At 71.1% G+C, this 26,611-nt stretch carries 23 protein-coding genes and 1 pseudogene; 9 read left to right on the forward strand and 15 right to left on the reverse strand.

What is annotated here, in order from left to right:
* Window positions 1-30: 30 nt before the first annotated feature.
* From ACFYQ6_RS06735 to ACFYQ6_RS06750, 4 genes are all read right to left on the reverse strand, one after another.
* On the reverse strand, window positions 31-537 hold the full coding sequence (locus tag ACFYQ6_RS06735) for an NUDIX domain-containing protein (RefSeq protein ID WP_361573139.1): 507 nt from the start codon (window positions 535-537) through the stop codon (window positions 31-33).
* Between the two features lie 73 nt (window positions 538-610).
* Window positions 611-1,510 carry a hypothetical protein gene (locus ACFYQ6_RS06740; RefSeq protein WP_361573137.1) on the reverse strand — a complete coding sequence of 300 codons (900 nt, stop codon included), beginning with the start codon at window positions 1,508-1,510 and terminating at the stop codon, window positions 611-613.
* The gene (locus tag ACFYQ6_RS06745) at window positions 1,507-2,526 is read right to left on the reverse strand and encodes an SPFH domain-containing protein (protein ID WP_361573135.1); all 1,020 of its coding nucleotides are present in this window, start codon (window positions 2,524-2,526) and stop codon (window positions 1,507-1,509) included. The genes ACFYQ6_RS06740 and ACFYQ6_RS06745 overlap by 4 nt, the downstream gene beginning before the upstream one ends.
* A gap of 252 nt (window positions 2,527-2,778) precedes the next feature.
* The gene (locus tag ACFYQ6_RS06750; protein ID WP_361573133.1) at window positions 2,779-3,420 is read right to left on the reverse strand and encodes a TetR/AcrR family transcriptional regulator; all 642 of its coding nucleotides are present in this window, start codon (window positions 3,418-3,420) and stop codon (window positions 2,779-2,781) included.
* Between the two features lie 165 nt (window positions 3,421-3,585).
* Here ACFYQ6_RS06750 and ACFYQ6_RS06755 point away from each other — a divergent pair, with 165 nt between their 5' ends.
* Window positions 3,586-4,398, forward strand: a complete 813-nt coding sequence (locus tag ACFYQ6_RS06755) for a phosphatase PAP2 family protein (RefSeq protein WP_388761171.1) — start codon at window positions 3,586-3,588, stop codon at window positions 4,396-4,398.
* Window positions 4,395-5,489, forward strand: coding sequence for a hypothetical protein (locus tag ACFYQ6_RS06760; RefSeq protein WP_361573129.1), 1,095 nt, complete (start codon window positions 4,395-4,397; stop codon window positions 5,487-5,489). The genes ACFYQ6_RS06755 and ACFYQ6_RS06760 overlap by 4 nt, the downstream gene beginning before the upstream one ends.
* A gap of 72 nt (window positions 5,490-5,561) precedes the next feature.
* Here ACFYQ6_RS06760 and ACFYQ6_RS06765 read toward each other — a convergent pair whose 3' ends face one another.
* Together ACFYQ6_RS06765 and ACFYQ6_RS06770 are read right to left on the reverse strand one after the other, a co-directional pair.
* Entirely contained in the window at window positions 5,562-6,137 is a 576-nt protein-coding gene (locus ACFYQ6_RS06765; protein ID WP_361573127.1) for a PadR family transcriptional regulator, read from the reverse strand.
* Between the two features lie 33 nt (window positions 6,138-6,170).
* Window positions 6,171-8,186 (reverse strand): FAD-dependent oxidoreductase, encoded by a 2,016-nt coding sequence (locus ACFYQ6_RS06770; protein WP_388761174.1) that lies wholly within the window; start codon window positions 8,184-8,186, stop codon window positions 6,171-6,173.
* A 380-nt stretch (window positions 8,187-8,566) separates the two neighbouring features.
* Here ACFYQ6_RS06770 and ACFYQ6_RS06775 point away from each other — a divergent pair, with 380 nt between their 5' ends.
* Complete coding sequence (locus ACFYQ6_RS06775) at window positions 8,567-9,118, forward strand: DoxX family membrane protein (protein WP_361573123.1); 552 nt, start codon at window positions 8,567-8,569, stop codon at window positions 9,116-9,118.
* A gap of 42 nt (window positions 9,119-9,160) precedes the next feature.
* Window positions 9,161-10,003, forward strand: coding sequence for a DUF1206 domain-containing protein (locus ACFYQ6_RS06780; protein ID WP_361573121.1), 843 nt, complete (start codon window positions 9,161-9,163; stop codon window positions 10,001-10,003).
* 39 nt (window positions 10,004-10,042) lie between these two features.
* Here ACFYQ6_RS06780 and ACFYQ6_RS06785 read toward each other — a convergent pair whose 3' ends face one another.
* The 4 genes from ACFYQ6_RS06785 to ACFYQ6_RS06800 all read right to left on the reverse strand — a co-directional run bounded on the left by ACFYQ6_RS06785 (window position 10,043) and on the right by ACFYQ6_RS06800 (window position 14,629).
* Entirely contained in the window at window positions 10,043-11,422 is a 1,380-nt protein-coding gene (locus tag ACFYQ6_RS06785; RefSeq protein WP_361573119.1) for a deoxyribodipyrimidine photo-lyase, read from the reverse strand.
* Window positions 11,419-12,930, reverse strand: a complete 1,512-nt coding sequence (locus ACFYQ6_RS06790) for an SDR family oxidoreductase (RefSeq protein ID WP_388761179.1) — start codon at window positions 12,928-12,930, stop codon at window positions 11,419-11,421. The genes ACFYQ6_RS06785 and ACFYQ6_RS06790 overlap by 4 nt, the downstream gene beginning before the upstream one ends.
* Before the next feature lie 199 nt (window positions 12,931-13,129).
* Window positions 13,130-13,513: a Sec-independent protein translocase subunit TatA gene (locus tag ACFYQ6_RS06795; protein WP_361573115.1), complete on the reverse strand. Its 384-nt coding sequence runs from the start codon at window positions 13,511-13,513 to the stop codon at window positions 13,130-13,132.
* 123 nt (window positions 13,514-13,636) lie between these two features.
* Window positions 13,637-14,629 carry a sporulation protein gene (locus ACFYQ6_RS06800; RefSeq protein WP_388761182.1) on the reverse strand — a complete coding sequence of 331 codons (993 nt, stop codon included), beginning with the start codon at window positions 14,627-14,629 and terminating at the stop codon, window positions 13,637-13,639.
* Window positions 14,630-14,781: 152 nt separating this feature from the next.
* On the opposite strand from ACFYQ6_RS06800, the gene ACFYQ6_RS06805 reads away from it, so the two are divergent.
* From ACFYQ6_RS06805 to ACFYQ6_RS06825, 5 genes are all read left to right on the forward strand, one after another.
* Complete coding sequence (locus tag ACFYQ6_RS06805) at window positions 14,782-15,276, forward strand: helix-turn-helix domain-containing protein (RefSeq protein WP_361573111.1); 495 nt, start codon at window positions 14,782-14,784, stop codon at window positions 15,274-15,276.
* Between the two features lie 96 nt (window positions 15,277-15,372).
* Complete coding sequence (locus ACFYQ6_RS06810) at window positions 15,373-17,502, forward strand: MMPL family transporter (RefSeq protein ID WP_361573109.1); 2,130 nt, start codon at window positions 15,373-15,375, stop codon at window positions 17,500-17,502.
* A 514-nt stretch (window positions 17,503-18,016) separates the two neighbouring features.
* The gene (locus ACFYQ6_RS06815; protein ID WP_361573107.1) at window positions 18,017-18,685 is read left to right on the forward strand and encodes a TetR family transcriptional regulator; all 669 of its coding nucleotides are present in this window, start codon (window positions 18,017-18,019) and stop codon (window positions 18,683-18,685) included.
* The gene (locus ACFYQ6_RS06820; RefSeq protein ID WP_361573105.1) at window positions 18,682-19,458 is read left to right on the forward strand and encodes an SDR family NAD(P)-dependent oxidoreductase; all 777 of its coding nucleotides are present in this window, start codon (window positions 18,682-18,684) and stop codon (window positions 19,456-19,458) included. The genes ACFYQ6_RS06815 and ACFYQ6_RS06820 overlap by 4 nt, the downstream gene beginning before the upstream one ends.
* A gap of 64 nt (window positions 19,459-19,522) precedes the next feature.
* A complete protein-coding gene (locus tag ACFYQ6_RS06825; RefSeq protein WP_356743630.1) occupies window positions 19,523-20,563 on the forward strand; it encodes an NAD(P)-dependent alcohol dehydrogenase in 1,041 nt (346 codons plus the stop codon).
* A 75-nt stretch (window positions 20,564-20,638) separates the two neighbouring features.
* Here the strand turns inward: ACFYQ6_RS06825 and ACFYQ6_RS06830 are convergent, their stop codons facing one another.
* The 5 genes and pseudogenes from ACFYQ6_RS06830 to rpsR form a co-directional block, all read right to left on the reverse strand.
* Window positions 20,639-22,123, reverse strand: coding sequence for a SulP family inorganic anion transporter (locus tag ACFYQ6_RS06830; RefSeq protein ID WP_361573103.1), 1,485 nt, complete (start codon window positions 22,121-22,123; stop codon window positions 20,639-20,641).
* A 1,407-nt stretch (window positions 22,124-23,530) separates the two neighbouring features.
* On the reverse strand, window positions 23,531-24,940 hold the full coding sequence (locus ACFYQ6_RS06835) for a hypothetical protein (RefSeq protein ID WP_361573101.1): 1,410 nt from the start codon (window positions 24,938-24,940) through the stop codon (window positions 23,531-23,533).
* Window positions 24,941-25,407: 467 nt separating this feature from the next.
* A pseudogene (locus ACFYQ6_RS06840) lies at window positions 25,408-25,698 on the reverse strand (transposase family protein); the annotation flags it as partial.
* A gap of 133 nt (window positions 25,699-25,831) precedes the next feature.
* Window positions 25,832-26,134, reverse strand: a complete 303-nt coding sequence (locus tag ACFYQ6_RS06845; protein ID WP_388761189.1) for a hypothetical protein — start codon at window positions 26,132-26,134, stop codon at window positions 25,832-25,834.
* 203 nt (window positions 26,135-26,337) lie between these two features.
* Window positions 26,338-26,604, reverse strand: a complete 267-nt coding sequence (rpsR, locus tag ACFYQ6_RS06850; RefSeq protein ID WP_388761192.1) for a 30S ribosomal protein S18 — start codon at window positions 26,602-26,604, stop codon at window positions 26,338-26,340.
* Between the last annotated feature and the right edge of the window lie 7 nt (window positions 26,605-26,611).

The following is a 26,611-nucleotide window of genomic DNA, read 5'->3' on the forward strand; positions in this document are numbered from 1 at the left end:
CTATGAGCCCTAGGCAAATGGTTATCAGCTCTAGGACTTTTCCTCGGCCGGCACGATCCGCAGCAGATGGGCCGCGGGGTGCTCGATCCCCAGATCGGAACGCCACGCGGCAAGGATCTGCGCCGAGGGGTCGAAGAGCGGGCCCGGCAGTTCGCCGGGAGCGGTCCAGGACCACGCGCTGACGATGTGCGGCTCGGTGACCTGGGCGATCGCCGACTCCACCCTCACCAGGGCGGCCATGCTGATGCGGTTGACGCCCCCGACCACGTCGTGCAGCATCGCGAAGACGTTCACGTCACGCTCGGGCACATGCAGCCCGGTCTCCTCGCGGAGCTCACGGGCCGCCGCCGCCGCGACCGACTCGTGCGTGGGGTCGACCTTCCCGCCCGGCAGCTCCCAGGTGCCGCCCCGGTGCCTGCCGAGCAGGATCCTGCCCTCCGCGTCCTGCACGATGACACCGACCCCGAAGGCGGCCTGGGCGAGCGGAGGACGGGAGTTGCGTGCCGGGACGTCGGCGTCCACGGAATCGGTGGCCATGTGCTGCTCTTCTCCCCGGCTGACCGGATACGGAACTCCACGGACCCGGCCATCCTGTCCCGGACGAGCGGGCCTACGCCACCAGATTGAGGGTGGTGTCCGAGATCCCGAGCCGGACGGACTGGCCCCACGTCAACTCCAGCGCGTCGGACTCCATGCCGTCGCCGAAGACCACCATCCGGTCCGACTCGACGGTGAGCCTGAGCCCGTCCCGGGCCTCCAGCTGACCGGAGACCATCGATGTGCCCGTGGCGGGCGAGGGCCAGGCCTCGCGGACGAACCAGACCAGTCGCGGATCGGACGGCGCGGGCAGCCTGAGCCGGCTGCCGCGCTCAAGCCAGAGGGAGCGCAGCCAGCCGGTGGAGCCCGTCCCCGTTCCCACCAGCACGCCCGAGGACGCCTGGGACTCCCCGGCGGCACCACTGCCGTCCGGACCGATGCGATAGCGCGCGGTCTGGTGGCCGGGCGGACCCAGGTAGATCTCGTTGAGGGCGAGCAGCCGCTGTGTGTCGTCCGCGACGGCCTCCGCCATGGTGAGCGGGTCCACCCGGCCGCCGGCCGCGACGGCGGCCCGGCACAGCGCCGCCGCGTCCCGGGGCCGGTGGCGCACCAGGACGCCCGGATTGCGTCCTGGGTCGGTGTCGATGCCCACCACCGGCTGACCGGACAGGTACTTCGCCGCGTTGGCGACGAGGCCGTCCTGCCCGACCACGATCACGACGTCCTCCGGCCCGAACAGGAAGCGGTCGAGGTCCGCCCGCTCGACCTGGGTCCGGCGCCAGCGCAGCGGCAGAGCGGCGGCCACCTCGTGCAGCGCCTGCGCGTTGCGTCGATGGCGCTCGGCCACCTCCTCGACGGACCGGCCGCGGCCGGCCAGCACGAAGGCGGCCTGACCGTGGGTGCCGTGCCGGGTCAGCAGTTCCTCGTACTCGGTCGTGCGGTGCACCAGCACCGCGCGCGGGGCCAGGCTCACGCGTGCGCCTCCGGCTCCGGTCCCGGCCTGCCGATCCTGGCGAGCAGGCCGGTGAGGACGTCGGGGGAGACGGTCAGGCTGTCGATGCGGGGCAGGTTGTCGGCCAGTCGCGTCGCCGCCAGGGCGTGCAGCGTGCCGGGGTCCACGTCCGCGTGCGCCCGCAGCCAGGCCGACTGCGCCTCGGCGCGGGCGGCCCCGACCTCGCGGGCGGCCTCCGCCTCCGCACGGGCCAGGCGCACGGTGCGGGCGGCCTCGGCCTCCGCGCGCACCCCGTCGGCGGCCGACTTCTCCTCGGCCTCCCGGCGGGCGTTGGTGCCGCGCTGGTCGACCAGCTGCTCCTCTCGGCGCGCCAGCTCGATCTTGCTGGCCAGCTCGTTCTCGGCGATCGCGCGCTCACGCTCGACGGCGACCGCCCGGCGTTCGTAGACCGACCTGTCGGCCTCCTGCTGGATCTGCTCCCTGGCCGGGGTGCGCAGGGCCCGCTCCACCTCCGCCTCGGGACGGATGGCGACGACCCGCACCGCGACCACGTCGATGCCGGTCCCGGGCAACCGGGGTTCGGCGGCGAGACCGTCGGCCACCCGTTCCCGTACGGAGGCGACGCCGTCCACCAGTGCGGCGGCGAGAGGGGTGCGGGCCAGGACGTCCAGGGCGTGCTGCTGCGCGGTCTCCGTGAGCAGGGTGGCGATCTGTTCCAGGGGCGCGCCGCGCCAGACCCCGGTGTCGGGGTCGACCGAGAAGTCCAGGCGGCCGGCGGCCACCGCGGGATCGCTGATCCGGTAGGTGACGGTGGCCTGGACCGTCACGTCCTGGAAGTCGGCCGTGCGGGCGTGGAACGCCATGGCCAGCTCCCGGTCGTCCACCGGGACCTCGGACAGCGCCGCGGACAGCGAGCGGTACCAGAAGCTCAGCCCCGGGCCGTCATGGGTGAGCTTGCCGCGCTTGTGGTGGCGGATGTGCGCGGTGGGCGCGGAGCGCAGATGCCGCCAGCCGAGCCGCCGGGTGATGTCTGCCATGTCGGGACCCCCTCTTTCTCGTCATGGCGACGATAACCGGGAGTCCTGTATATCGTCAAGGGGACGAGAAGGGGGCGGCCGCGCCCGGCTGAGGCGGCGGTCCGGGGGTGATGCCGAGGCGGGGGGCAGGTGCTGAGTACGCGACCGGCCGGTGGTTTCGGAAAACCACCGGCCGGCCGGGTGTGCGCCGTCCCCGTCCCCACGGTGCGGCGCAGGTGGACCGTCGTCATCCGCTCGGGCGACGGTCCACGTTCATCGGGGCCCGCTGCCGGGGGAGGCGGGCGGGGTGAGTCCGAGTGCGGGGAGTACCGCGCACTCGATGAAACGGGTGAGGAAGGCCTCGTCCGTGTACCGGCCCTCCAGGAGTGGCCTGGCCCGCATGATGCCGAGGATCTGGGCGGCCACGTAGTCCGCCGCCGGGTTGTCGGCGTCGATCTCGCCGCGCCGGACCGCGCGCTCGACCATCGCGTCGATCGCGGCGATCGACGGGGCGATCAGCGTCGAGCGCAGTGCGCAGAGCAGGTCGGGGTTCTGGAGCGCGGCATGACTGAGTGCGTGCATGAGCGCGGTGTCCTCACCCGACGCCGCGTCCACCGCCCGTGCCGCCTCGTACAGGTCGCCGCTCAGGCTGCCGGTGTCGATGTCCGAGAGCAGGGTCCTGCGGGTGCCGTGCAGGGCGGCGACGACCAGTTCCGGCTTCGATCCCCACTGCCGGTACAGCGTGGACTTCCCGCACCGGGTGCGGGAGGCGACACCCTCCATGGTCAGCGATTCGTAGCCGCTCTCCCGGAGCAGGTCCAGCACGGCGGTGTACAGCTCCTGCGCCCGCTCCGGTGTGATCTTCGACCGGCGTGACGCGGGTACGGACTCCTGGGCTGAACCGGGCGACGGCATGACTTCCCTCTCTGCGGCTGTGCGGCTGGGGACCCTCGATACGCCAGTGTACCGATACGCGTGTGTACCGATACGCCTCCGTATCGGTACACTGGCGTATCGATACGGCGTGGAGTGGCCACGCCGACCTCGTAAGAGCGCACCGTCAGCAAAGGGGCACGGGTGATGCACACCCGCAGTGAGCCTGCGGAGCGGGAGCCGGACACCTCAGCCCGACCGCCCCTCGTCCGCGAGCTGCTACTGGTAGCCGGACTCTTCCTCGTCTACAAACTCGGCCGGCAGGCAGCGACCGGCCACGTCGACGAGGCCTTCCACAACGCCGGGCACATATGGAGCTTCGAACGGGCCGCGGGGCTCCCCGGTGAAGGGGCCGTGCAGGGTGTCCTGCTGCACAGTCACACCCTCGTGCAGGCGGCGAACACCTACTACGCGACCGTGCACTTCCCGGCCACGCTGGCCTTCCTGGTCTGGCTCTACTGGCGCAGGCCGCTCCACTACGTCTGGTCGCGCCGCGTCCTGACGGCGATCACGGGCGCGGCGCTCGCCCTGCACCTGCTCTTCCCCCTCGCGCCGCCGCGCATGCTGCACGCCGCGGGCCTGGTCGACACCGGTCAGGTCTACGGCCCGACGGTCTACGGGGACAGCCCGGCGACCGACCCGATGGCCAACCAGTTCGCCGCCATGCCCTCCCTGCACTTCGGCTGGGCGCTGGTGGTCGCCGTCGGCCTGATCGCCGCCACCCGCTCCCGGTGGAGCCTGCTGTGGCTGCTGCACCCGCTGCTCACGCTGCTCGTCATAGTGGGCACCGCCAACCACTACTGGGTCGACTCCATCGTGGTCTCCGCCCTGCTCGCCGTCGCCTACGCGGCGCTCAGGCTCCCCCGCACACCGGCCCTTCCCCCTCTTCCGTGGCCGTCCGCCGTCCCGGCCCAGGGCTACGCCTCGCCCGCGTACGCACGCGCGGGGGTGCGCCGATGAACGCCACGCTCATAGCCGTCGCCCTCTCCCTCGTGTCCGCCGGCGCCTACGCCTCCGCCGCGGTGGCACAGGCCAGGCTCGCCGGCCGCACCGAGCCCTCCACCGGGGCGCTGCGGCTGATGGGCCGCGGAGCCTGGTGGTCGGCGGTCGGCCTGAACGCGGCAGGAGCACTGCTGCACGTCGCCGCGCTGAAGTACGGGCCGCTCACCTTGGTCCAGCCGCTCGGCGCGCTCACCCTCGTCGCCGCCGTCCCGCTCGGAGCCCGCTCCGCCGGCCGCAAGGTCAGCCGTACGGAGTGGCGCGGAACGCTGCTGACCCTGCTCGGTCTCGCCGCGCTGCTCCTGGCGGCCGGCGGCGCCGCGCCGCACGACACGCTGACGCTCCCGGAGGCGGTGGGTGTCGGCGCCGTGACCATGGTCTTCGTCGCCGCGCTCAGCCGCCCGGGCACCCGGCCCGGCCTGCGGCACGCCGCGGCCTCGGGCATCACCTCCGGCGTGGCCTCCGCCCTCACCCAGACGCTGACCGTCGCCGCCACCGATCACTCGGGGCCGTTGCTCAGCTGGCGACTGGTCACCGTGGCACTGCTCGTGTCCTTCTTCGCGCTGGGCGGCCTGCTGCTCTCCCAGACCGCCTACCGGGGTGGGCTCGGCGCTCCGCTCGCCGTGGTCACGCTCGCCAACCCCGTGGCCGCCGCTGCCATCGGCCTGGTCCTGCTCGGCGAACGCCTCCAGGGCGGGCTGCTCGGCCTGATCCCCGCGCTCGCCGGGGCCGCCGCCGCGGTGCGGGGCGTGTTCCTGCTCAGCCGCGCGCAGGCGGGTGGTTCGCCTGCGGGCGCTGCGGCGGCGGGCCCGACGGGTCCGGACGCGGCAGATGCGTACACCGTCGGCACCGGCGTCAGCCGCACCCGCGCCGGTGGTTCCGGCGGCGGTTCGGGCGACGTCATCGACCCGGACGGCGGCACCGGCCCGTCGACGCGCGTCGTCATCGCCGCTCCTGCCTTCCCCGCCGCCGTCTCCCTCACCGCACCGCGCGGATCCGAACCGGCCGCCCTGTGGCCGGAGCCGGTCGGCACGCCTGGCGGCCCGGGCTAGGGAAAGGGCCCGGGCCGCAAAGCCGGTCCACGTGCCGGGCGGGAGCCGTACGTCACCCGGGAGTGGCGCCGGTCAGGGACCGTCCGGCAGGCGGGCAGGCGGGTTGTCATCCGGCCCGGCACCCTCGAGGTCGTGGATCGCCCTGGTCAGCCAGCCGGTCCAGAACGTCTCCAGGTCGATGCCGCCACGCAGTACCAGATGACGCAGCCGGTCCTCGTCCGCGGTCCGCTCCGGAGGGAAGTCCCGCTCCTCGATCTCCAGATACTCCGCGAGCTGCCCCTGGTGCAGCGCGAGGTGCCTGCGCAGCTCCACCGCGAGTCCGGGTGCCCCGACCACCGCCGCCGCCCGCATCCTGAGCAACAGCGGGTCGCGGACGGGCCGGGGGTCCTCCGCGAGCGAGACCCAGGACCGCAGCTCCTCGCGGCCCGCGGGCAGCACCTCGTACTCCTTCTTCTGCCCTCGGGCCGGCACCGCCGAGGGCAGGACCCGGATGTGCCCGGCGTGTTCCAGCTTGCCCAGCTCCCTGTAGATCTGCTGATGCGTGGACGGCCAGAAGTAACCGATCGACCGGTCGAACCTGCGCGTCAGTTCGAGACCCGAGGACGGCTTCTCGAGCAGGGCGGTGAGGATCGCGTGGGGCAGGGACATGCGGTGCATCCTAGGGCGGCGGGTCCGGGCAGGTCACAGCTCCGCGGCGAGTTCCGTTCCCTGACGGATCGCGCGCTTGGCGTCCAGCTCGGCGGCCACGTCGGCGCCGCCGATCAGGTGGACGGGACGGCCCGCCGCACGCAGCTCCTCGTACAGCTCACGCCGTGGTTCCTGGCCCGCGCACAGCACCACCGTGTCGACCGGCAGCAGGTGCTGCTCGCCGTCGACGGTGAGGTGCAGGCCCTCGTCGTCGATCCGGTCGTAGGTGGCGCCCGCGATCATCGTCACGCCTCGGTGACGCAGCTCGGTCCGGTGGATCCAGCCGGTGGTCTTTCCGAGTCCGGCCCCGACCTTGGTCGCCTTGCGCTGGACGAGGTGGACGGTGCGCGGCGGCCTCGGACGCTCGGGGGCCCGCAGCCCGCCGCGGTCCGCGTAGCCGGTGTCCACGCCCCACTGCCGGAAGAAGACCTCCGGGTCCAGGCTCGCCTCTTCGCCTCCGTCGCTCAGGAACTCGGCGACGTCGAAGCCGATTCCGCCCGCGCCGACGACCGCCACCCGGTCGCCGACCCGCACGCCGTCGCGCAGGACGTCCAGATAGCTGACGACGCTGGGATGGCCGACGCCGGGAATCGCGGGGGAGCGCGGCTCGACGCCGGTGGCCAGGACGACCTCGTCGAAGCCGTCGAGCGAGGAGGCCGTCGCCGGTGTGCCGAGCCGGAGTTCGATGCCCTCCTCGGCGATGCGCGTACGGAAGTAGCGCAGTGTCTCGGCGAACTCCTCCTTGCCGGGGACGCGGCGCGCCACGTTGAGCTGGCCGCCTATCTCGTCGGCCGCGTCGAACAGCGTCACCGCGTGTCCGCGTTCGGAGGCGGTGACCGCGCAGGCCAGTCCGGCGGGCCCGGCGCCGACGACGGCGACGCTCTTACGCGTGCGGGTCGGTGACAGCACCAGTTCGGTCTCGTGGCAGGCACGGGGATTCACCAGGCACGAGGTGATCTGCAGGCTGAAGATGTGGTCCAGGCAGGCCTGGTTGCAGCCGATGCAGGTGTTGATCGCGTCGGCCCGGCCCTCGGCCGCCTTGGCGACGAAATCAGGGTCGGCGAGGAAGGGGCGCGCCATCGACACCATGTCCGCGCGGCCCGATGCGAGGATCTCCTCGGCCAGCTCGGGGGTGTTGATGCGGTTGCTGGTCACGAGCGGTACGGAGACCGCGCCCCGGACCTTCTCCGTGACCCAGGTGAAGGCCCCGCGCGGAACGGAGGTGGCGATGGTCGGGATACGGGCCTCGTGCCAGCCGATTCCGGTGTTGATGATGGTCGCCCCCGCCGCCTCGATCTCACGGGCGAGGTGGACGACCTCCTCCAGCGTCGAACCGCCCGGCACCAGGTCGAGCATGGACAGCCGGTAGATCAGGATGAAGTCGGGCCCGACCCGCTCGCGGACCCGGCGCACGATCTCCACGGGGAAGCGGATGCGGTTCTCGTACGAACCGCCCCAGCGGTCCTCGCGGTGGTTGGTCACGGCGACGATGAACTCGTTGATCAGATAGCCCTCGGAGCCCATGATCTCGACACCGTCGTAGCCGGCGCGCCGGGCGAGTTCCGCCGCCCGGACGAAGTCCTCGATGGTCTCCTCGACCTCGTCGTCCGTCAGCGCGTGCGGGGTGAAACCGCTGATCGGGGCCTTGAGAGCGCTCGGTGCGACCAGATCCGGGTGGTGGGCGTAGCGCCCGAAGTGCAGGATCTGCATCGCGATGCGGCCACCCGCCGCGTGCACGGCAGCGGTGACCTCGGCGTGCTGCTCCGCCTCCGCCTCCGTGGTCATCTTGGCGCCGCCGGGAAACGAGCACGCTCGCTCGCTGGGTGCGATACCGCCGGTGACCATGAGGCCCACGCCGCCGCGCGCACGGGCGGCGTAGAAGGCCGCCATCCGCTCGAACCCGCGCTCGACCTCCTCCAGACCGATGTGCATCGAGCCCATCAGCACCCGGTTCGGGAGCGTGGTGAACCCGAGGTCCAGCGGGCTCAGCAGGGTGGGGTAGGGGCTCATCCGGGTCTCCTCGCAGGTGTCGTCGAGCCAGTTCTAGAGCATCGGGAAGAGGTTATGCAACTAGTTGCACAATGACGTACGTCGCACTTGGCGACGCCCGTCGTGCTTGACGACGCCCGTCGTACGTGACGACGCACGTCGCACTTCCGGCGCGGCTCGCGGTCGGCGATCGTCGGGCGGCCCTCTCGCCCGTGCGTCCAGCCGCGTGGCCGCCGCCGCTGCCGGCGTCCAGGACCCCACCCGGAGGCCCGCGCCTCCCCGGCTCCCGCACCGCGGGTCCACGAATGGCCTAACACCATCCCGTCCCACGACCACGCCGGGACGACAGTGGATCCGTACGCCTTCCCCGCGCGCACCCTCCTTGTGGACAGGAGTCACCCATGACCTGCATCAACCGACGTGACCTCGGCCTCCTCGTACTCAGGGTCGGCACGGGAGCGGTCCTGGCGGCCCACGGCAGTCAGAAGCTGGCCGGATGGTTCGGCGGTGGCGGCATCCAGGGGACCACCGCCGCCATGGAGGCCATGGGCTTCCATCCGCCGAAGCACAGCGCCATGGCCGCAGGAATCGGTGAGGCGGGAGGCGGGGTTCTGCTTGCCCTCGGCCTCGCCACCCCGGCGGCCGGTGCCGCGGCGGCCGGCACGATGGCGGGAGCCGTCGCCGTGCACGCGCCGGCGGGTTTCTTCGCGACCGGCGGCGGTTACGAATACCCGGCGTTCCTCGGTTTCACCGCTGCGGCGATCGGGCTGACGGGCGCGGGACGCTACTCCCTGGACCACGCCACCGGGCACGCCCTGGACCGCCCGTGGGTCGTCGCCCTCGCGTTCGCGGGCAGTGCGCTCGCCGCCGCGGCCGTCGTCGGCCGCCGCGCCAAGGGGCAGGGCGAGGGTGAGGACGCGGGCGAGGGAGAGGCTGCGGACGGCAGCGCCTGACGCTTTCGCATTGATCGCCGTTTCAGGGGCATCCGGCAGTGCATGAATACGAACGCGCTGTCGATGAACGCACGGGGCCAGGCCAGACGGGCGGCCAACAGCCGGGCCATGGACGCCGGAGCCCGCGCCGGCTTCGTGGCCCGTGGTGTGATCTACCTCCTGGTCGGTCTGCTGTCCCTGCGCATCGCCTTCTCCGACGGGGGCGGGAAGCAGGCCGACCGCGGTGGCGCCATCGCGGAGATAGCCGAGAAGCCCTTCGGCAACCTGCTGCTGTGGGTGCTGGGTGTGGCTCTGGCGGGGATGGCCCTCTGGAGGCTCTCCGAGGCCCTCTTCGGGCAGGTGGGCCCCGACGGGCACAAGGCGAGCAAGCGGGCCATGGCCGCAGCCCGCTTCCTCTTCTACACCTTCGTGTCGTACTCCGTGCTCTCCTACGCCGCGGGTGACCGGAGCAGCGGAAGCGGATCCAGCGACCAGCAGACCGACGACGTGACGGCGCGGGCCCTGCAGTGGACGGGCGGCCAGTGGATCGTCGGTGTCGCCGGCGTCGCTGTGATCTGCGCGGGTCTCTGGATGGCTTTCCGGGCTCTCACACGCAAGTACCACAAGCACCTGAAGATGGCGGAGATGACCAGGAAGGTCCGTCAGGCCGTCGACGTCGTGGGCGTCTTCGGCGGCACCGTCCGCGGTGCGGTCTTCGCCACGGCCGGCGGTTTCGCCGTCGCAGCCGCCGTGCAGCACGAACCGGGCCGTGCCAAGGGCATGGACGACACCCTGCGCTCCTTCACCGAGACGCCTGCGGGCCCGTGGCTGCTCGTGCTAATCGCGCTCGGCCTTGCCGCGTTCGGTCTTTTCTCCTGGGCCAACGCCCGCTGGCGCAAGGTCTGAGACCAGGTCCGACGGACGGCGCGCTCGGCCGAGCGCGCCTCAGTCGAGTCCGCGCGCCTTCTTGAAGCGCGCCAGGGCGTCGGGAAGCGCGACGAGAGGCTCCGGATAGTCGTAGCGGGAGCGCTCGGCCTCCGGCAGCTTCCACGGTTCGTGCACGGCGGACCCGGAGATCCCCGTCAGCTCCGGTACCCAGCGGCGTACATAGGTCCCCTCCGGGTCGTACCGCTTGGCCTGGGTCACCGGATTCAGTACCCGGTTGGGCCGGGTGTCCGTGCCCGTCCCGGCCACCCACTGCCAGTTGAGCTGGTTGTTGGCGATGTCCCCGTCGACCAGCAGATCGAGGAAGTGGCGTGCGCCGGTGCGCCAGTCCACGTACAGCGTCTTGGTGAGGAAACTCGCCGTCAGGAGCCGGCCCCTGTTGTGCATCCAGCCTTCGTGAAGCAGTTGACGCATCGCGGCGTCGACCATCGGATAGCCGGTGCGGCCCTCCTTCCACGCGGCCGTGTCGTCCGACGCCGCCCGTCCGGTGCGCCAGCTGTCCTGCCGCGGGCGGTAGTCGGTACGGGAGGCCGCCGGACGCGCGGCCAGGACCTGGTGGTGGAAGTCCCGCCAGCACAGCTGCCGGACGAAGGCCTCGGCACCCGGACTGCCCGCGGCGCGCGCCCGGCCGACCAGCTCGGCGGGGGACAGGGTGCCGAAGTGGATGTGCGGTGACAGCCGGGAGGTCCCGTCGCCGGCGAGATCGTCATGGCGGTCCTCGTAGGCCGAGAGCCCCTTGCGGAGCCATGCGCCGAACAGTCTGCGCCCCTCGGTCTCCCCGCCCTCGGCCAGCCCGGGGGAGCACCCCTGGATCCCGGACCGCGACGGCACGGCCGCCGACCCCGGACCCTCCGGTACCCGCACGGCCCTGGGCGCGCGGAACGGCGAGCGGATACCTTCGCCGGACCAGCGCCGGAAGTACGGAGTGAAGACCGAGAAGTGGTCCCTGCCCGCACCCGTGGGCACCACCACACCGGGGGCCACCGCCGTGACCACGGCGTCGTGCACCCGCAGACGGCAGCCCACGGACGTGAGCGCTTCGCGCAGCCGTTCCTCACGGCGGTGCGCGAAGGCGCTGACATCGGCCGCCATGTGGACCGCGTCCGCGCCGGTCTCCCGCACGATCCGGGCCACCTCGTCGACGACGTCGCCCTCCCGGACGACCAGACGCCCGCCGCGCGCACGAAGACCCGAGTCCAGGTCCCGGAGGCAGTCGGCGAGGAACGCCCGCCGGTTGGGCGCGCCGAACCCGGCAGCCTCCACCGCGTCGTCCAGGACGAACAGCGGAACAACCTCGTCCGCCGACGCGAGGGCCGCGTGCAGGGGCGGGTGGTCGTGCAGCCTCAGATCGGATGTGAAGAGGACGACCGACACACTCACGCCGCCACACCCGCCGTCTTCCTGGTCGCTGCCCGTGCGATGTTACGGGCCATCCCGCCGAAGACCACCGCGTGGAAGGGGGACACGCTCCACCAGTACGCGTGGCCGAGCAGTCCGTAGGGATGGAACACCGCCCGCTGCCGGTAACGGGAGCGGCCGTCCGCGCTCCGCTCGGCGTACATCTCCAGCCAGGCCAGACCCGGCAGCCGCATCTCCGCCCGGAGCCGGAGCAGCCGCCCCGGTTCGATCTCCTCGACTCGCCAGAAGTCCAGCGAGTCGCCGACCCTCAGCCGTTGGGCGTCCCGTCTTCCCCGGCGCAGACCGACTCCTCCGATCAGCCGGTCCAGCCAGCCTCTGACCGCCCAGGCCAAGGGGAACGAATACCAGCCGTTGTCACCGCCGATCCCCTCGATGACCCGCCACAGGGCGTCGGACGACGCGTCGACGTCGAGTTCCCGCACGTCCGTGTAGAGACTCCCGCCCGCCCAGTCGGGGTCGGTGGGCAGCGGATCGCTGGGAATCCCCGGGGTGGAGGCGGACGACCACCGGGTCGTCACCCTGGCCTCGCGGACCCTCTGCAGGGCGAGCGAGAGGGCGGTGTCGAAGGAGAAGGGCTGTCCGGGCCCGTCGGGGACGTGCTCGGCGATGTCGTGCTCGTGGCACACGACCTCGTAGCGCAGGGACTCCGCCAGGGGGCGGGCGATCGACGCGGGCACGGGGGTGACCAGGCCGACCCAGTGGCTGGAGAGGCCGGGCGACAGCATGGGCACCGGCAGGATCAACCGCTGGCGGAGCTTGGCCACCTGCGCGTACTTCTGCATCATGTCGCGGTACGTCATCACGTCGGGCCCGCCGATGTCGAAGGCGCGGTTGACCTCCGGAGGCATGTGGGCGCTGCCCACGAGATAGCGCAACACGTCCCGGACCGCGATCGGCTGGATCCGTGTCGAGACCCAGCTGGGGGTGACCATGACCGGGAGGCGCTCGGTGAGATAGCGGAGCATCTCGAACGAGGCCGAACCCGAACCGATGATCACCGCGGCGCGCAGCGCGGTGGTCGGCACCCCGGACTCCAGCAGGATGCGTCCCACCTCGGCACGCGAACGCAGATGCGGGGACAGATCGCGCTCCGGCACGTCGGCGGGAGTGAGCCCGCCCAGGTAGACGATGCGCCGGACACCCGCCGCGCGCGCCTGTTCGCCGAAGATGCGGGCCGCCTCGCGATCGGTCCTTTCGAACCCCGCTCCGCTCGTGAGGGCGTGCACCAGGTAGTACGCCACGTCGATGCCGCGCATCGCCGCCCGCACCGACTCCGCGTCGGTCACGTCACCCTTGGCGATCTCGGCATCGCCCGCCCACGGGTAGTCACGCAGCTTGTCGGGGGTACGGGCCAGGCAGCGCACCCGATGTCCGGCGTCCAGGAGCTCGGGTACGAGGCGGCCCCCGATGTATCCCGTCGCGCCCGTCACCAGACACCGCAGTCCGCCGCTTTCGTCCTTGCTGTCCATGACCCCTCGCTCCGGCTCGTGTGTCCTTCGTCCACCGTGTGCCCGTGCTGGGCATTTTGCTTGCCGAGGGGCCCCTGACACGCCGAAACCCACCCCACCGAGTGGCGAGGTGGTCGAACCTCAGTGCGATCTCGTGATGCTCGCGGTGGTTCGACCGTTCGAGTGGGGCAGGAAAGGACGGTGGCTCGGTCCCGGCGGCTCAGCCCCGGCCGGTCTTCTCGGTAAAGGTGCCCTTGATGACACGCGGTCCCGCCCCGCCGTCGTGCGCGTCCGCCCGGCTGTCGTGCGCGTCCGCCCGGCTGTCGTGCGCGTCCGCCCGGCTGTCGCGTGGCCCCTCGTGGCCGCCGTACGGCTTCGTCCGCCCGTTGTGCTCTTCACCTCGGCCGTGCTGTGGTGCCGCCTCTCCTGCGCGCAGGTCCGTGGGGGAGGTGGCAGACCTCCCGTCCGACCTGAGTGTCCGCGCCTCGCTCTTCAGGATGCGGGCCGACTTGCCCAGGGAGCGGGCGAGTTCCGGAAGCTTTCTGGCGCCGAACAGCAGGACGGCGAGGATGATGAAGATGGCGATCTCGCTGACTCCGAGCATGCCGACTGTCTCTCCCTGAGGGTGTGGGACGCACTCGCGGCGGCCCTCGAAGACGCCCTGGTGTCTCCGGGGCGCGCTGCAATTTCTGCGGGGGTGAGGGCAGGGCGACGCCCTGCCCGGGCCTCAGCCCTCCTCGTCCCCCTCTTCCTCCTCGTCCTCGTCACCTTCGAAGAAGTCGCCCTCCTCGTCGACGACTTCGGCAGCCACCATTCCGCCCACGACGCCGACCGCGAGACCTGCCGCTCCGGCCGCCGCCGCGCCACCGAGGCCGTGCCCCGAGTGGGTCCGGGCCTCACCGTGGCCGTACGTCTCGGAGGCGCCGTAGGTCTCGTGCGTGTCGTGCGGCGGCCGGCCTGCGGCAGCCGTCCTGATCCACCCGTCGACCTCGGTGACCCAGTCGCGATCCAGGGACTCGTGACGGCCGATGACGAAACGGCTGAGGGTGTCGCCCTCGGGATGCAGGCCCGCCCGCTTGTCGGCCTCCAGTACGACCTCCAAGGTCTCGGCCCCGGCGAGGAACGTCACCTCGATCTCGCTGATCCGGTCCGCGTACTGCGGAGCGGGCGAGAGCTCGATCTCCTGGTAGAAGGGCAGTTGCTGTCCGCTGCCCCGGATGTGCCCGAGCTCCAGATCCGCGGACCTGAAGCCGAAGCCGAGCCGGCCGAGTGCTTCGAGGACGGCCTCCTGGGCGGGGAGCGCCGTGACGGTGAGCCGGTCGAGGTCACCCTTGTCCCTGGCGCCGGCGACGGCGAGCTCGGTGCGGACGCCGAGGACGACTCCCAGGTCCTGGCCGTGGAGTTCGGTGACCGGCGTCTCCCACGGGAGCGTCACGGTGAACGGGATGCTGTGATCCGCCTCCGCTGTCAGTACGAACCCGCCGGCGACGGCGAAGTGAGCGAAGGTGACGGCGCCTTCGTACTCACCTTCGTCCCGCTCGGCCTCGACGACGGCGACCAGCTCCAGGGTGATCTGCTCGATCGTGCAGTCGGCGCTGCCGCCCTTCAGTCGTACCTGGCCGGTCAGGCTGCCTCCGGGGGTGGCGGCGCCCGGTTCCAGCACCGTGTCCACGGTGGGGCCGCCCACGCCGAGCGAGCCGAGCAGCTTCTTTAACACCATCGTGGTGTCCACTCCTTCTTCCGTACGCGAGGAACGCGTCCGATCAGCCTCTACAGAACTGTAGAAGCATAGCTGCGGCACGGGCTGCGGTGCGGCCGTAGCGCTGCCGGGGAGGCGGGCCGCGGGTGATCCCTGCGCCCTACTATGGGGCGGTGAACAGTGCGGACGACTCTCGTGAAGGATCGGGCCCCGGCGCGACAGGGCTTGCGGAGTTGCAAGCTCTCGCTGTCGAAATGCGCCGTATGAACGGCGAGATCAACCGCTTGGTTCATGCCTTCGCGCACGCGCAGGGCCTTCACGCCACGGACGTACAGGCGCTCGGTGCCATTCTCGACGCGGACGGACCGCTGACCCCCGGCAGGCTGCGCGATCACCTCGGTCTCACGTCCGGGGCGGTCACCGCGTGCCTGGACCGGCTGGAGCGTGCCGGCCACATCCGCCGCGCGAGGGAAAGCTCCGACCGGCGTGTCGTGCATCTCTACTACGAGTCCGGAGCGAAGGCGGCCGCCCGGTCCTTCTTCATGCCCCTCGCCGAGGCTGCGGCGGGTGCGCGCGCCGCGTCCGAGCCGCATGAGCTGGAGGCGGCCCTCCGCTTCCTCGCGCGGATGAACGGTGAACTCGCTCGAATGCAGGTTCCCCGGCGCTGAAACGCCATGCCGGGGGTAAGGGAGTGGTGTCGAGCATGTAATCTCAATCATTGAGATACATCATGATTGAGAGATCGCGGCCGACCCAGGAGCGCCATGTCCACCGCATCGAAGCCGGTTCGCCGGCTGTTCCTTGTCCCTGTATTCCTTGTCCTCGCCTGGCTCGTCGTCGGCGGCGCGTTCGGCTCGTATGCCGGGAAGCTCGGTGAAGTAGCCACCAACGACCAGGCCTCGTTCCTGCCGCAGAGCGCGGAGTCCACCCAGGTTGTCGAAGCGCAGAAGGCGTTCAGCAAGCAGCAGACCGTCCCCGCCATCGTGGTCTGGACGTCCGACGAGGACGGAGGGAAGCTCGACGCGGCGCAGCAGAAGGCGGCGACCGCCGCCCTCGCCTCCGTGGAGGACGGGCCGGGCGTGACCGGTCAGGTGAGTCCCGCGCTTCCGTCCAAGGACGGCCAGGCGCTGGAAGGCGTCGTCCAGTTGCGGCCGGACCTCGGTGAGGAACTCCCCGACGCGATCGAACACATCCGCAGTGCCGCGGAAGGCGTCCCCGGAACGGTGGTGGGGCTCGCCGGCCCCGCGGCCTCCCAGGCCGACCTGTCCGAAGCCTTCGCCGGCATCGACGGACTCCTCCTGGGTGTGGCCCTGGTGACCGTGCTCGTCATCCTGCTCCTGGTGTACCGGAGCGTTCTGCTGCCGCTGATCATCATCGTCGGCGCGGTCTTCGCCCTCGGTGTCTCCTGCGCGATCGTGTACGTACTGGCGGACAACGACATCGTGCGGGTCGACGGGCAGGTCCAGGGCATTCTGTCGATCCTGGTCATCGGCGCGGCCACCGACTACGCCCTGCTGCTCACCGCGCGGTTCCGGGAGGAGCTGGGCCGGCATGAAGACCGGTGGACCGCGATGCGGGCCGCGCTCCGCGAGTCCGCGGGGCCCATCACGGCAAGCGCCGCGACCGTCGCTCTGGGCCTGCTCGCGCTCCTGCTCAGCGATCTGACGAACAACCGCGCCCTGGGGCCCGTGGGCGCCATCGGCATCGTGTGCTCCGTCCTCAGCGCCCTGACCTTCCTCCCCGCTGTTCTGGTCCTGCTCGGCAGGACCGCGTACTGGCCGGCCAAGCCCAAGAAGGGCGACGCCGAGCCCGAGGCCGGCTCGAAGGGCATCTGGTCCCGGATCGCGGGTCTGGTCGACCGCTCCCCGCGCAAGGTGTGGGCCATCACGCTGATCGGTCTGATCGCCTGTGCCGCCTTCATGCCGACGCTCAACTCCAAGGGAGTCCCTCTCAAGGAGATCTTCGTCAACGACGCGCCGTCCGTGGCCGCCCAGGAGACGCTGGGCCGGCACTTCCCCGGTGGATCGGGCAACCCCGCCATCGTGATCGCCGATGCCCGCAGCTCGCAGAAGATCGTCACCGCTGCCGAGGACGTGCAGGGTGTCGCGAGTGCCGCCGTGGTGACGACCTCGGGCCGTCCCGGGGACGGGGAACCGCTCGTCGTGGACGGCCGGGTGCGTATCGACGCCACACTTGCGGACGCGGCCGACAGCGACGCCGCGAAGGCGACCGTCACCCGGCTCCGTGACGCGGTCCACGCCGTCCCCGGCGCCGAGGCGCTCGTCGGCGGCTACACCGCGCAGCAGTACGACACCCAGAAGACCGCTGAGCACGACCGCAACATCATCGTGCCCGTGGTGCTGGTCATCATCCTCGTCATCCTGATCGGCCTGCTCCGCTCCCTGCTGATGCCGCTGCTGCTCGTCGCGACGGTGGCACTCAACTTCCTCGCCACCCTCGGAATCGCGTCGCTGGTCTTCGAGCACGTCTTCGGTTTCAGCGGCACCGACTCCTCCGTGCCGCTGTACGGATTCGTGTTCCTGGTCGCGCTCGGCGTCGACTACAACATCTTCCTGATGTCCCGGGTCCGCGAGGAGTCCCTGATCCACGGCACCCGGCAGGGCGTGCTGCGCGGACTGACCACCACGGGCGGGGTGATCACCTCCGCCGGTGTCGTGCTGGCGGCCACCTTCGCGGCCCTGGGGGTCATCCCGCTCGCCTTCCTGGTGCAGATCGCGTTCATCGTGGCGTTCGGAGTCCTGCTCGACACCCTCGTCGTGCGTTCGCTCCTGGTGCCCGCCCTCGTCCGGGACATCGGGCCCACCGCTTGGTGGCCGGGCGTGCTCAGCCGGGGCGGCAAGGAGGCGTCGGAGGTGAGCGAACCCCGTTCGTAGCCCGCACGCACGCTGGTTGTGCTCCGGCCCGTGTCGCGGCCGGACGCCATCACGGACGGCGCCCCGGTTGGGGGCCGAGCCGGGGCGTCGGCCGCGGAGGCCCTCGGCAAGTGCTTCCGGAGCATTCCGGCAACCGTGTCCTGCCCGCACCGCCCCGGCGGTGCGGGCAGCGTCAGTCGGGCCCGTGTACGAGGCGCCGCGTGTGCTGTGAGTCATGCACCAACCGTGGCAGCCGACGATGCGTCAGACCTCCCTCGCCGGTGTGATCCGCCTCCCTCAGGAGAGGGAGGCGGAGGCGTCCCGGGCGTGTTGCTTCCGCTCCTGGCGCCGCCGGGCGGCCGTGCGTGCTGCTTCCGCCCCTCGCGCCAGCAGGGTGTCCCGGGCGCTCCGTTTCCGCGCGTCATCGGGCGTTCCCGAGAGGCCGGGAGCCGCCGGCCGTTCGGTGGAGGAGCGCACAAAATGTCATGGTGAGACAGATGTCCCACTGCGACACTTAAAGGTGTACGATGCAATTATGAATCCGCAGGGGAACAGCCCGGAACGGCGCGGCCGCAAGGCGCGCAGGACCCGGGACGCGCTGGCGCAGCACGCGTTCGACCTCGTACTCGATCGCGGACTGAAGGACGTGACGGTCGAGGAGATCGCGCAGGCGGCCGACGTCGACCGGCGCACCTTCAGCCGGTACTTCCCCAGCAAGGAGGCCGCCGTCCTCGACGCAGTGCGAGGCGACGGCGACAGGATCAACCGAGCGCTCCGCGAGCGCCCCGTGACCGAGCCACCGCTCACCGCCTACCGTCTGGCCGTCCTCGACTGGCTCGGCGACCCGGAGGCCGAGCCCTGGCACCTACGGCCGCGCATCTTCGACCTGCTGGTCATGGCCGAGGAGGAACCGACTCTCTACGCGGCGTACCACCACATCCGTGTGGACGCCCAGGAGGAGTCGGTACGGATCATCGCGGAACGCCTCGGTGTCGACCCGCGGCAGGACCTCCGCCCCGCCGTGACCGTCGCCGCAGGAGCCGGAGCGCTCCTCGCGGCCCAGGCGGCATGGGTACGAGGCGGTCGTCCGGCCGCCTTGCCCGAGTTCGTCGTACAAGCCTTCGACGCCCTCTCCGCGCATCTGCTGGAATTCCGGCAGGACGGGCCGGCGCCCCACAGCACCACGCAAGGAAGCACAGCATGAGCACCAACCTTCCCACCTCCTACGAGGCGGAATTCGCCGGCAAGGTCGCCCTCGTCACCGGCGGCGCGTCCGGCATCGGCCTCGCCCTCTCCAAGCGGCTCGCCGCGAGCGGTGCGGCAGTCGTCGTCGCCGACTACGACGAGGAGAGCGCCCGCAAGGCCGCCGACGAGCTGCAGGGCACCGGAGCGCGCGCCGTCGCCGTCGCCCTGGACGTCACCGACCCCGCCTCCGTGGAGGCCGGCGTACGCTTCGCCGTCGACACGTTCGGCGCACTGCACCTCGCCGTCAACAACGCAGGTATCGGCGGTCCCGCGCAGACCACCGGCGAGTACGGGATCGAGGACTGGAACAAGGTCGTCGCCACCAACCTCAGCGGTGTCTTCTACTCGATGCGCTACGAGCTCCCGGCCATCCTCGCCGCGGGCGGCGGCGCCGTCGTCAACATCTCGTCGATCCTCGGCACCAACGGCTTCGCGAACTCGCCGGCCTACGTGGCCGCCAAGCACGGCGTCGTCGGTCTCACCAAGACCGCCGCTCTCGAGTACGCGGCACAGAACGTCCGCGTCAACGCGGTCGGCCCCGGCTTCATCGACACTCCGCTGCTCCGCAACACCGACGGACCCGCCCGCGACCACCTCATCTCCCTCCACCCCGCGGGCCGCCTCGGAACCTCCGAGGAGGTCGCCGAGCTCGCCGCCTTCCTGCTCTCCGACCGCGCGTCCTTCATCCACGGCAGCTACCACCTGGTCGACGGCGGCTATTCCGCCTCCTGATCCCCGAGTGGCGCAACGCCACCACGAGGGTCACAAAGGGAGTACGGAGAAACGAAGGAGTGTCATGAAAGCCGTCCAGTACCGCACCATCGGCGCCGCGCCCGAGGTCGTCGAGATTCCTGAGCCCGTCGTGGGGCCCGGTCAGATCCTGTTGAAGGTCAGCGCCGCGGGTGTATGCCACTCGGACATCGCGGTGATGAGCTGGCCCGCCGAAGGGTTCCCCTACGAGCTGCCGCTCACGCTCGGCCACGAAGGCGTCGGCACCGTCGCCGCCCTGGGCGAGGGCGCCGAGGGTGTCTCCGTGGGGGACTCGGTCGCCGTCTACGGCCCCTGGGGCTGCGGAACCTGCGTGAACTGCGCGGAAGGCCGGGAGAACTATTGCCTGCGCGCTGCCGACCTCGGCATCAACCCGCCCGGACTGGGCAGGCCGGGTGCCATGGCCGAGTACATGGTCGTCGACGACGCCCGTCACCTGACGCCGATCGGCGACCTGGACCCCGTCAAGACGGTCTCGCTGACCGACGCGGGCCTCACCCCGTACCACGCGATCAAGCGCTCCCTGCCGAAGCTGCTGCCCGGAGCCACCGCGGTCGTCATCGGCACCGGCGGCCTCGGACACGTCGCCATCCAGCTGCTGCGCGCCATGACAGCGGTCCGTGTCATCGCCCTCGACGTCACCGAGGAGAAGCTCGCCCTGGCCCGCGCCGTCGGAGCGCACGAGACCGTCCTCTCCGACGAGAACGCGGCCGCCAAGGTCCGCGAGCTCACCGGCGGCATCGGCGCCAAGGTCGTCTTCGACTTCGTCGGCGTGGAGCCGACGGTGAAGACGGCCGGAGCGGTCGCCTCCATCGACAGCGACGTCACGATCGTGGGCATCGGCGGCGGCCTGCTGCCGGTCGGCTTCGGAGTGCTGCCGTTCTCCACGTCGGTCACCGCGCCCTACTGGGGTTCGCGCAAGGAACTCGCCGAAGTCATCGAGCTCGCCCACGCCGGCTCCGTCGACGTGCACGTGGAGACGTACTCCATCGACGAGGCCCCCCTCGCCTACGAGCGCCTCCACGCCGGCAAGATCAACGGCCGTGCGGTCATCCTGCCGAACGGCTGACCGCCACGGACGGTGAGCCGGGAACGACTCGCCGGGGCGCCTGAACGGGCGCCCCGGCGAGTCGTCATCCGTGGTTCAGGAAGCCGTGGTCACCCCTTCCGTCCGGGTCAGCCGAACCGGGTCGGTACCGGACGCACTGTGCCGCTCCGCCCAGTTCTCCAGCGCCGTGCGGCAGGCGTGGTCCAGATGGTGAAGGCCGGACAGGTCCAGCGCGATGGGCCGGTCCGTGGGCAGTGCTTCCAGGCTGTCGAGTATCTTCGGCAGCCGCAGGAAGGTCGCGTTGCCCGACAGCCGGGCCCGGACGCCCTCCGCGTTGCTGTCAACGATCTCCAGCTTGATGTGCGAGGCGTCCCAGGCCGCCTTGGCCACCGAAAGGGCCAGACCCGTCAGCACACCCTCGAACATGTTTACCGTCACGATCGCCACGGCTGTGACGATCAGGATCAGCGCCTCTCCTCGGTGGTCGCGCCACAGCGCCACCAGCGCGCGCAGCGGAATCAGCTTCCAGCCGGCGTGGATGAGGATGCCTGCCAGGGCGGGGAGCGGGATGAGCCCGAGCGCGGACGGCAGCAGCGCGGCGAACAGCAGCAGCCACACCCCGTGCAGCACTCGGGAGGCCTTCGTCCGCGCACCTGCCCGCACGTTGGCCGAGCTGCGCACGATGACCGCGGTCATCGGCAGCGCGCCCAGGAGCCCGCTCACGGTGTTCCCGGCGCCCTGAGCCATCAGCTCCTTGTCGTACTCGGTGCGCGGCCCGTCGTGCAGCCGGTCCACCGCGGCCGCGCTGAACAGGCTCTCGGCGGAGGCGATCAGCGTGAAGGCCGCCACGGTTCCGAGCAGACTCATGGTCGCGAGCCCACCGAACTCGGAGAGGGCTGGTACCTGGACTGCGTCGAACAGCCCCTGCACCTGAACGGTGGCGACCGGCAGGTCGAACGCGAGTGTGGCGAGCGTGGCGAGCAGGACGGCCGCGAGCGCGCCAGGAACGGCCCGCACCCGCTTCGGCATCCTGTCCCACAGGGCGACCAGGACGATGGTCGCCGCTCCGACCGCCAGCGACGTGAGAGCCGCCGCGTCGGAGGCGGCGTCGACCAGGAGACCCGGAACACCGGTGAGCTTGCCCAGTCCGGTGAGCGGAGCCTCGATGCCGGCGGCTGCGTAGAGCTGGCCGGCGATGAGGACGAGCCCGATGCCCGCGAGCATGCCCTCGACGACGGAGACCGAGATGGCCCGGAACCAGCGGCCCAGCCTCAGCGCTCCCATGGCCAGCTGGAGCAGCCCAGCGGTGACCACGATCACCCCGAGGGCGGGCAGCCCGAAGGTCTGGACGGCCTCGAAGACCAGCACGGTCAGGCCGGCGGCCGGTCCTGACACCTGGAGGCTGCTGCCGCGCATGCAACCGGTGACGAGACCGCCCACGATGCCGGTGATGAGGCCCAGTTCGGCCGGGACGCCGGATGCCACGGCGACGCCCACGCACAGGGGCAGGGCGACGAGAAAGACGACGAGTGACGCGGCGAAGTCCTGCCGCAGGTGGGGGAATTTGGCGACGCGGTCCATGGCGGCCCTCATCCCGTGCGGAAGGGGGCCGAGCGCACGTCGCCGGGCGGGGGTGCCCACACGGCGCTGTCAGTTGCTTGTCGTGCGTGAACCGCGTGGTGGTCGGCGAGAGCTTGCATACCAGTTGTTCCTCCTGGCGCGCCGAGGACCGGCGCGTCGCTACGGGTGGGTGAACTGAGCGGTACGGGAGGGCACGGCGGTATGGCCCCGTGTCGGTGTGCCCGGCAGGGCCGGGGACAGGGGGACGGTTTCCGTACGCCTCGGATCAGCTCAGCAGCGGAACACCTGGAGCACGGGCGCGGAGTGTGCCGCCGAGGATCTGGCGGTGTGGTGCGCTCTGCCCATCGCGGCCACGGCGGCGGGAGCGAGCAGCCCGCGATCGCCGGTCGCCACCAGGGAGCGTGACGGAGCGTCGGGTGCGGGAACGACGGTCGGACGATGGCGGTCACGATGCCGCAGGAGCCCTTTTGACTCACCGCCGCGATCGGGGGTGCCACACGTGCCGTATTCCCCGCGCATTCCTTCCGGAACCGCACCTGGAAAGGCGGCCAAGTGGATTTGCGGGTTGCGAGCCTGGGCGCCGGAGAAGGGTGCGCCGGACGGCGGGAACAACGAAGCGGACAGGAGACCCATCAGGAGCGTCAGTACGAAGCGGACTGCCGCTGCGCGCATTCTGGCCTCCTTCCGGACTGCATCCTTCCTCGGGACGCTAACAGGCCGGGGGGCTTATGAAGTTAACCCTTTGTGAAGAGTCCGAAAGTCACCGTAGAAACGAGCGAATTGCGCCCCGGACCGGCTGTGGCCTGCACATGAGCCCTTGTTCGATTCTCAAGGACCGGGACAGCCGTGCGTGGGGGCCGTCGCATATGCCGAACGGCTGAAAACAAAGGCGTTCGTACAGTCGTTCGGTCCGGAAGGAGTTCGGAGGTTCCGAGGTCCGGAGGGTGCCGTATTGGGTTGCGCCGGAAAGAGGACTCACGGCATCGGTGCGGCGGGCGTGACGCGGGCGCGGAAATCGGCGATACGGGCTGCGCGTGGCCGGCCGGGTAAATGGTTCCGGTTCTGGGGAAAGGTGCACCGGCACATGATGTTCGGGTGGTGTTCGATTCCTGGTGCGATCGTGCAGCCGTTCCCGCGTGATTCCGAACGCGTCGCCCGTGCGCCGGACGCACGCGGCCGGACGCCGGTACGGATGTACCGCACCGGCGCCTGCCGGTCACTGCCGTTCGCGTCCGCCGCGAGCAGGGGGCCGGCCGGTCCCGTGGCAGCGGTCAGTGAGCGTTAACAGCGCTGCCACTCCGGGATGAGGACGGCTTTGGCGATGACGGTCATGCGCTCGGGGCTGATGCGGCACCTGCGAACGCCAGGGCGTCCCCGTCCTCGCCGACCGCGCCTACGTCGGCGCTCTCAGTGTGCCGACAGGCCCAGGCGTGCCCTGGCGTTCCTCAGGTCGGCGGTGAGCGCGTCGCCCATCGGATCCGCGGCTCGTTCCAGTATGCCGACGAGAACGGCCGCTCCGGCCAAGGCGCTCTCCTCGGCCTCGCGCAGCGGTACGGTCGCGGTGGACTCGCCGGTGTTCAAGGTGGTCCAGCGGCGGGCGGCATCGCAGAGGAGCAGTGCCTCCCAGAGCACCCGCAGTGCCGCGGGAAGGCGGTCGGATGCGATCAGCTGGTGGCCGACCCGGGCGAGCGAAGTGACCTGACGTGGAACAGCGGTGACCACGTTCATCCGGCCCGTAGCCGAGAACCTGCCTCCGTCCCCGCCGCAGAGGGAAAGTCGCAGCGTCCGGATCTCCAGCGGATCCAGGGCGCCGGCCCGCACACCGCCTGCGAGCCTCGTGGACTCCGTCCGCTCCGCTTCCAGCAGTGCCTCCCGCAGACTCGGCGCAAGTGCCGAGCCGAACTCCCGCTCCATCTCCGCGATCCGATCATGCGGCCCGCGGGCGGCCATGGCCAGATGTCCGGCCGCCTCCGCGTCCCGCCCGGCCTCTCTCAGGTGGACGCCGATCCGGGCATGAGCCCCGGAACTCCCGACCTGGCCGAGTTCTGCGGCCTCCAGAATCAGACCGTCCACGGCCAGCGCCGCGTCCCACTGCCCACGCGCCGCCTCCAGCATGGAGACGACCGGGGCGGCGAAACCGATCGCGTACGGCATTGCCTCAGGGCCGATTCGGCCCATCTCCTGGTATCGGGCGAGGGACTCCTGGCCGCATTCCAGAGCCAGTTCATGGTCTCCTGCACGCAGTTGGATCCGCGCCCCGACCGCGAGGATCCGGGCCGCGTCCCCGGACCGGTCCGACAGGGGAGTGAAGGCTCCCGCCCGCATGTACCCCCCGATCGACATGTCCAGATCGCTGAGGGCGCTGAAGGGACGGTCCCACTCGGCATAGGCCCGGGCCCTTCGTAGCCGGACATCGGCCGTCAGCAGGACCGCGGGAACGAGATCCGTCTCCTGCCGGTCACCCCGCTGCTCACCCTCCCTCCGGGCGGCGAGCTGCTCCGACTCCATCCGCTGGTACAGCTCCTCGGCCTGGTCCAGGGCTGCGACTGCACCGGTCACGTCCCCGACATCAGTCCTGGCCCCTCCCGTGGCGTAGAGCAGTCCTGCTCTGGCCTGGGGAACCTCAGGCAGGCCCGGGGAGGCGGCGTCCAAACGGTCCAGGGCGTGCTGCGCCCGCGCGAACTCGGCCAGCGCCTGTGCCGGCCCCTGGCTCTGCTCGGCGGCGAGCCCCCGTTCGTAGGCCGTCCGGTACTCCTGGATCGCCTGCTCGGTACGATCCCGGCCCTGAGAGGCTCCACGCCGCCGAAATATCTTCATCTTCCCTGGATTCCCCTTGAGTTGACTGCATCCAGCCGTCCGGTGAAACGCCGACAGCGGGCGCATCCTGTCACGGCGTCTCCACCGGATGCCCTCATTCCCTCCAAGGGGTCTGTCACGGGGTCTGTCACAGGTTCTCTGGCCGACTTGTGCCGGTGTGTCGGTCGCGCGCGGGTGTTGGCGGGGCGTGCGGCGCCTGCGATCGACGGACGGCCTGGCCCCAGGTGCGCGGCGGCGGCGACGGCGCCTCGGTTCGCTCGAGCGTCGGATCAGGGGAGCGGCAGGGGGCGGTCCAACCGCTCGCGTCCGTCGGGCGCCGTCATGCCGGGGGGCGTGCGCGACGAGCCGGAGGCGGCCGTCGACCAGCAGGTACAGGGTGGTTCCGTCGCGGTCATCGAGGCGGGGAACAGTGACTGCCCCGGTGGGCATGAGTTGCCGGCACAGGCCCTGTCAGGGAGTGAGCGCTTTCAGCGCTGCCTCTCCGGGGTGAGGACGGCTTTGGTGATGACGGTCATGCGGTGGGGACTGATCCGGGATCTGCGGAAGATCTGCCAGGACTTCAGCCGTGCCATGCCGCGATCGACCGGCGCTCTCGCAGCGGCCAGGGCCGGGTTGACGGTGCGCTGGGTCAGGGCGAGTTCACCGCCCGGTGGCCGTTTGAGCCCGGTGGTGGCCCAGGGGCCGGCACCCTGGTAGGCGCGGTCGGCGAGGCTCGGGACGCCCTGGCGTTCGCAGATCCGGATGATGCGGTGGGATGCGGAAGCAACAGGGCTCCTGTGCCGCTGGGTTGAGACTTCGAACACCTTCCCCAACGGCACGGGGGCTTTGTGCGTTGCGGCCCTCACCTCGTCCTCATCGGCGTCATCCGATCAGTGACCACCCTGAGAACGCTCAGTGATCGTCCCAATGGCCGTCGTGCGAGGCGTGCCGGTGGCCGTCGTGCGCGTAGTCGAGGTGGTCTGCGTGCGGAACTGCGACATGGCCGCAGTCCGGGCCGTGCTGGTGGTCGTGCTCTGCGTGCACGGAGTGCTCCGGGTTCACGCACTCGTCCACATGGCCTTCGTGTGCGCGGTGCAGATGGGTGTCGTGCGCGTAGTCGACGTGGTCGTTGTGCGGGATCGCCACGTGGCCACATCCCGGGGCGTGCTGATGAGCGTGCTCGGGGTGGGGGTGGTGCGCCGTGGTCGTGGACATCTCGCTGACTCCTTCACGGTTTGCGCTGCCTGGAGGGCGCCGGGCGACCGCCGAGGAGGATGGCGGATATTTCCGGCGTATCTGGCAGCGTAAGCCTCTCCGGCCCCGGGCACCTCCGGCGCGCCGTCGACGCCGGAGGCGGGTCACCGACGGCTCTCATTCGTCACGTTGCGTCACGCTACCGGGCTGCTCGGGGCCGAATTTCACCTGCCGGAGCCGGAGCCGGAGCCGGGCCCGGAACCGGAGTAGGGCAGGAGTGCCATCTCGCGTGCGTTCTTGATCGCGGCGGCGACCTGTCGTTGCTGCTGAGCGCTGACGCGGGTCACCCTCCTGCTGCGGATCTTGCCCCGGTCGGAGATGAACTTCCGCAGCAGATCGGTGTCCTTGTAGTCGATGTAGGTGATCCCGGCCGCGTCGAGCGGGTTCGGCCGGTGCTTCACGGGAGTGCGGGGGTCCTGGCGGCGGGCCATCGGAATT

Origin of the sequence: Streptomyces sp. NPDC005494, assembly GCF_042872025.1 — a bacterium.
Classification (GTDB): domain Bacteria; phylum Actinomycetota; class Actinomycetes; order Streptomycetales; family Streptomycetaceae; genus Streptomyces.

Coding starts and splice junctions, on each gene's coding strand:
- ACFYQ6_RS06760 (WP_361573129.1), top strand. CDS start 4,395: ATGAACGCCACGCTCATAGCCGTCGCCCTCTCCCTCGTGTCCGCCGGC.
- ACFYQ6_RS06755 (WP_388761171.1), top strand. CDS start 3,586: ATGCACACCCGCAGTGAGCCTGCGGAGCGGGAGCCGGACACCTCAGCC.
- ACFYQ6_RS06825 (WP_356743630.1), top strand. CDS start 19,523: ATGAAAGCCGTCCAGTACCGCACCATCGGCGCCGCGCCCGAGGTCGTC.
- ACFYQ6_RS06835 (WP_361573101.1), bottom strand. CDS start 24,940: ATGAAGATATTTCGGCGGCGTGGAGCCTCTCAGGGCCGGGATCGTACC.
- ACFYQ6_RS06735 (WP_361573139.1), bottom strand. CDS start 537: ATGGCCACCGATTCCGTGGACGCCGACGTCCCGGCACGCAACTCCCGT.
- ACFYQ6_RS06775 (WP_361573123.1), top strand. CDS start 8,567: ATGACCTGCATCAACCGACGTGACCTCGGCCTCCTCGTACTCAGGGTC.
- ACFYQ6_RS06750 (WP_361573133.1), bottom strand. CDS start 3,420: ATGCCGTCGCCCGGTTCAGCCCAGGAGTCCGTACCCGCGTCACGCCGG.
- ACFYQ6_RS06810 (WP_361573109.1), top strand. CDS start 15,373: ATGTCCACCGCATCGAAGCCGGTTCGCCGGCTGTTCCTTGTCCCTGTA.
- rpsR (WP_388761192.1), bottom strand. CDS start 26,604: ATGGCCCGCCGCCAGGACCCCCGCACTCCCGTGAAGCACCGGCCGAAC.
- ACFYQ6_RS06765 (WP_361573127.1), bottom strand. CDS start 6,137: ATGTCCCTGCCCCACGCGATCCTCACCGCCCTGCTCGAGAAGCCGTCC.
- ACFYQ6_RS06770 (WP_388761174.1), bottom strand. CDS start 8,186: ATGAGCCCCTACCCCACCCTGCTGAGCCCGCTGGACCTCGGGTTCACC.
- ACFYQ6_RS06790 (WP_388761179.1), bottom strand. CDS start 12,930: ATGGACAGCAAGGACGAAAGCGGCGGACTGCGGTGTCTGGTGACGGGC.
- ACFYQ6_RS06820 (WP_361573105.1), top strand. CDS start 18,682: ATGAGCACCAACCTTCCCACCTCCTACGAGGCGGAATTCGCCGGCAAG.
- ACFYQ6_RS06745 (WP_361573135.1), bottom strand. CDS start 2,526: ATGGCAGACATCACCCGGCGGCTCGGCTGGCGGCATCTGCGCTCCGCG.
- ACFYQ6_RS06845 (WP_388761189.1), bottom strand. CDS start 26,134: ATGTCCACGACCACGGCGCACCACCCCCACCCCGAGCACGCTCATCAG.
- ACFYQ6_RS06795 (WP_361573115.1), bottom strand. CDS start 13,513: ATGCTCGGAGTCAGCGAGATCGCCATCTTCATCATCCTCGCCGTCCTG.
- ACFYQ6_RS06800 (WP_388761182.1), bottom strand. CDS start 14,629: ATGGTGTTAAAGAAGCTGCTCGGCTCGCTCGGCGTGGGCGGCCCCACC.
- ACFYQ6_RS06830 (WP_361573103.1), bottom strand. CDS start 22,123: ATGGACCGCGTCGCCAAATTCCCCCACCTGCGGCAGGACTTCGCCGCG.
- ACFYQ6_RS06780 (WP_361573121.1), top strand. CDS start 9,161: ATGAATACGAACGCGCTGTCGATGAACGCACGGGGCCAGGCCAGACGG.
- ACFYQ6_RS06815 (WP_361573107.1), top strand. CDS start 18,017: ATGAATCCGCAGGGGAACAGCCCGGAACGGCGCGGCCGCAAGGCGCGC.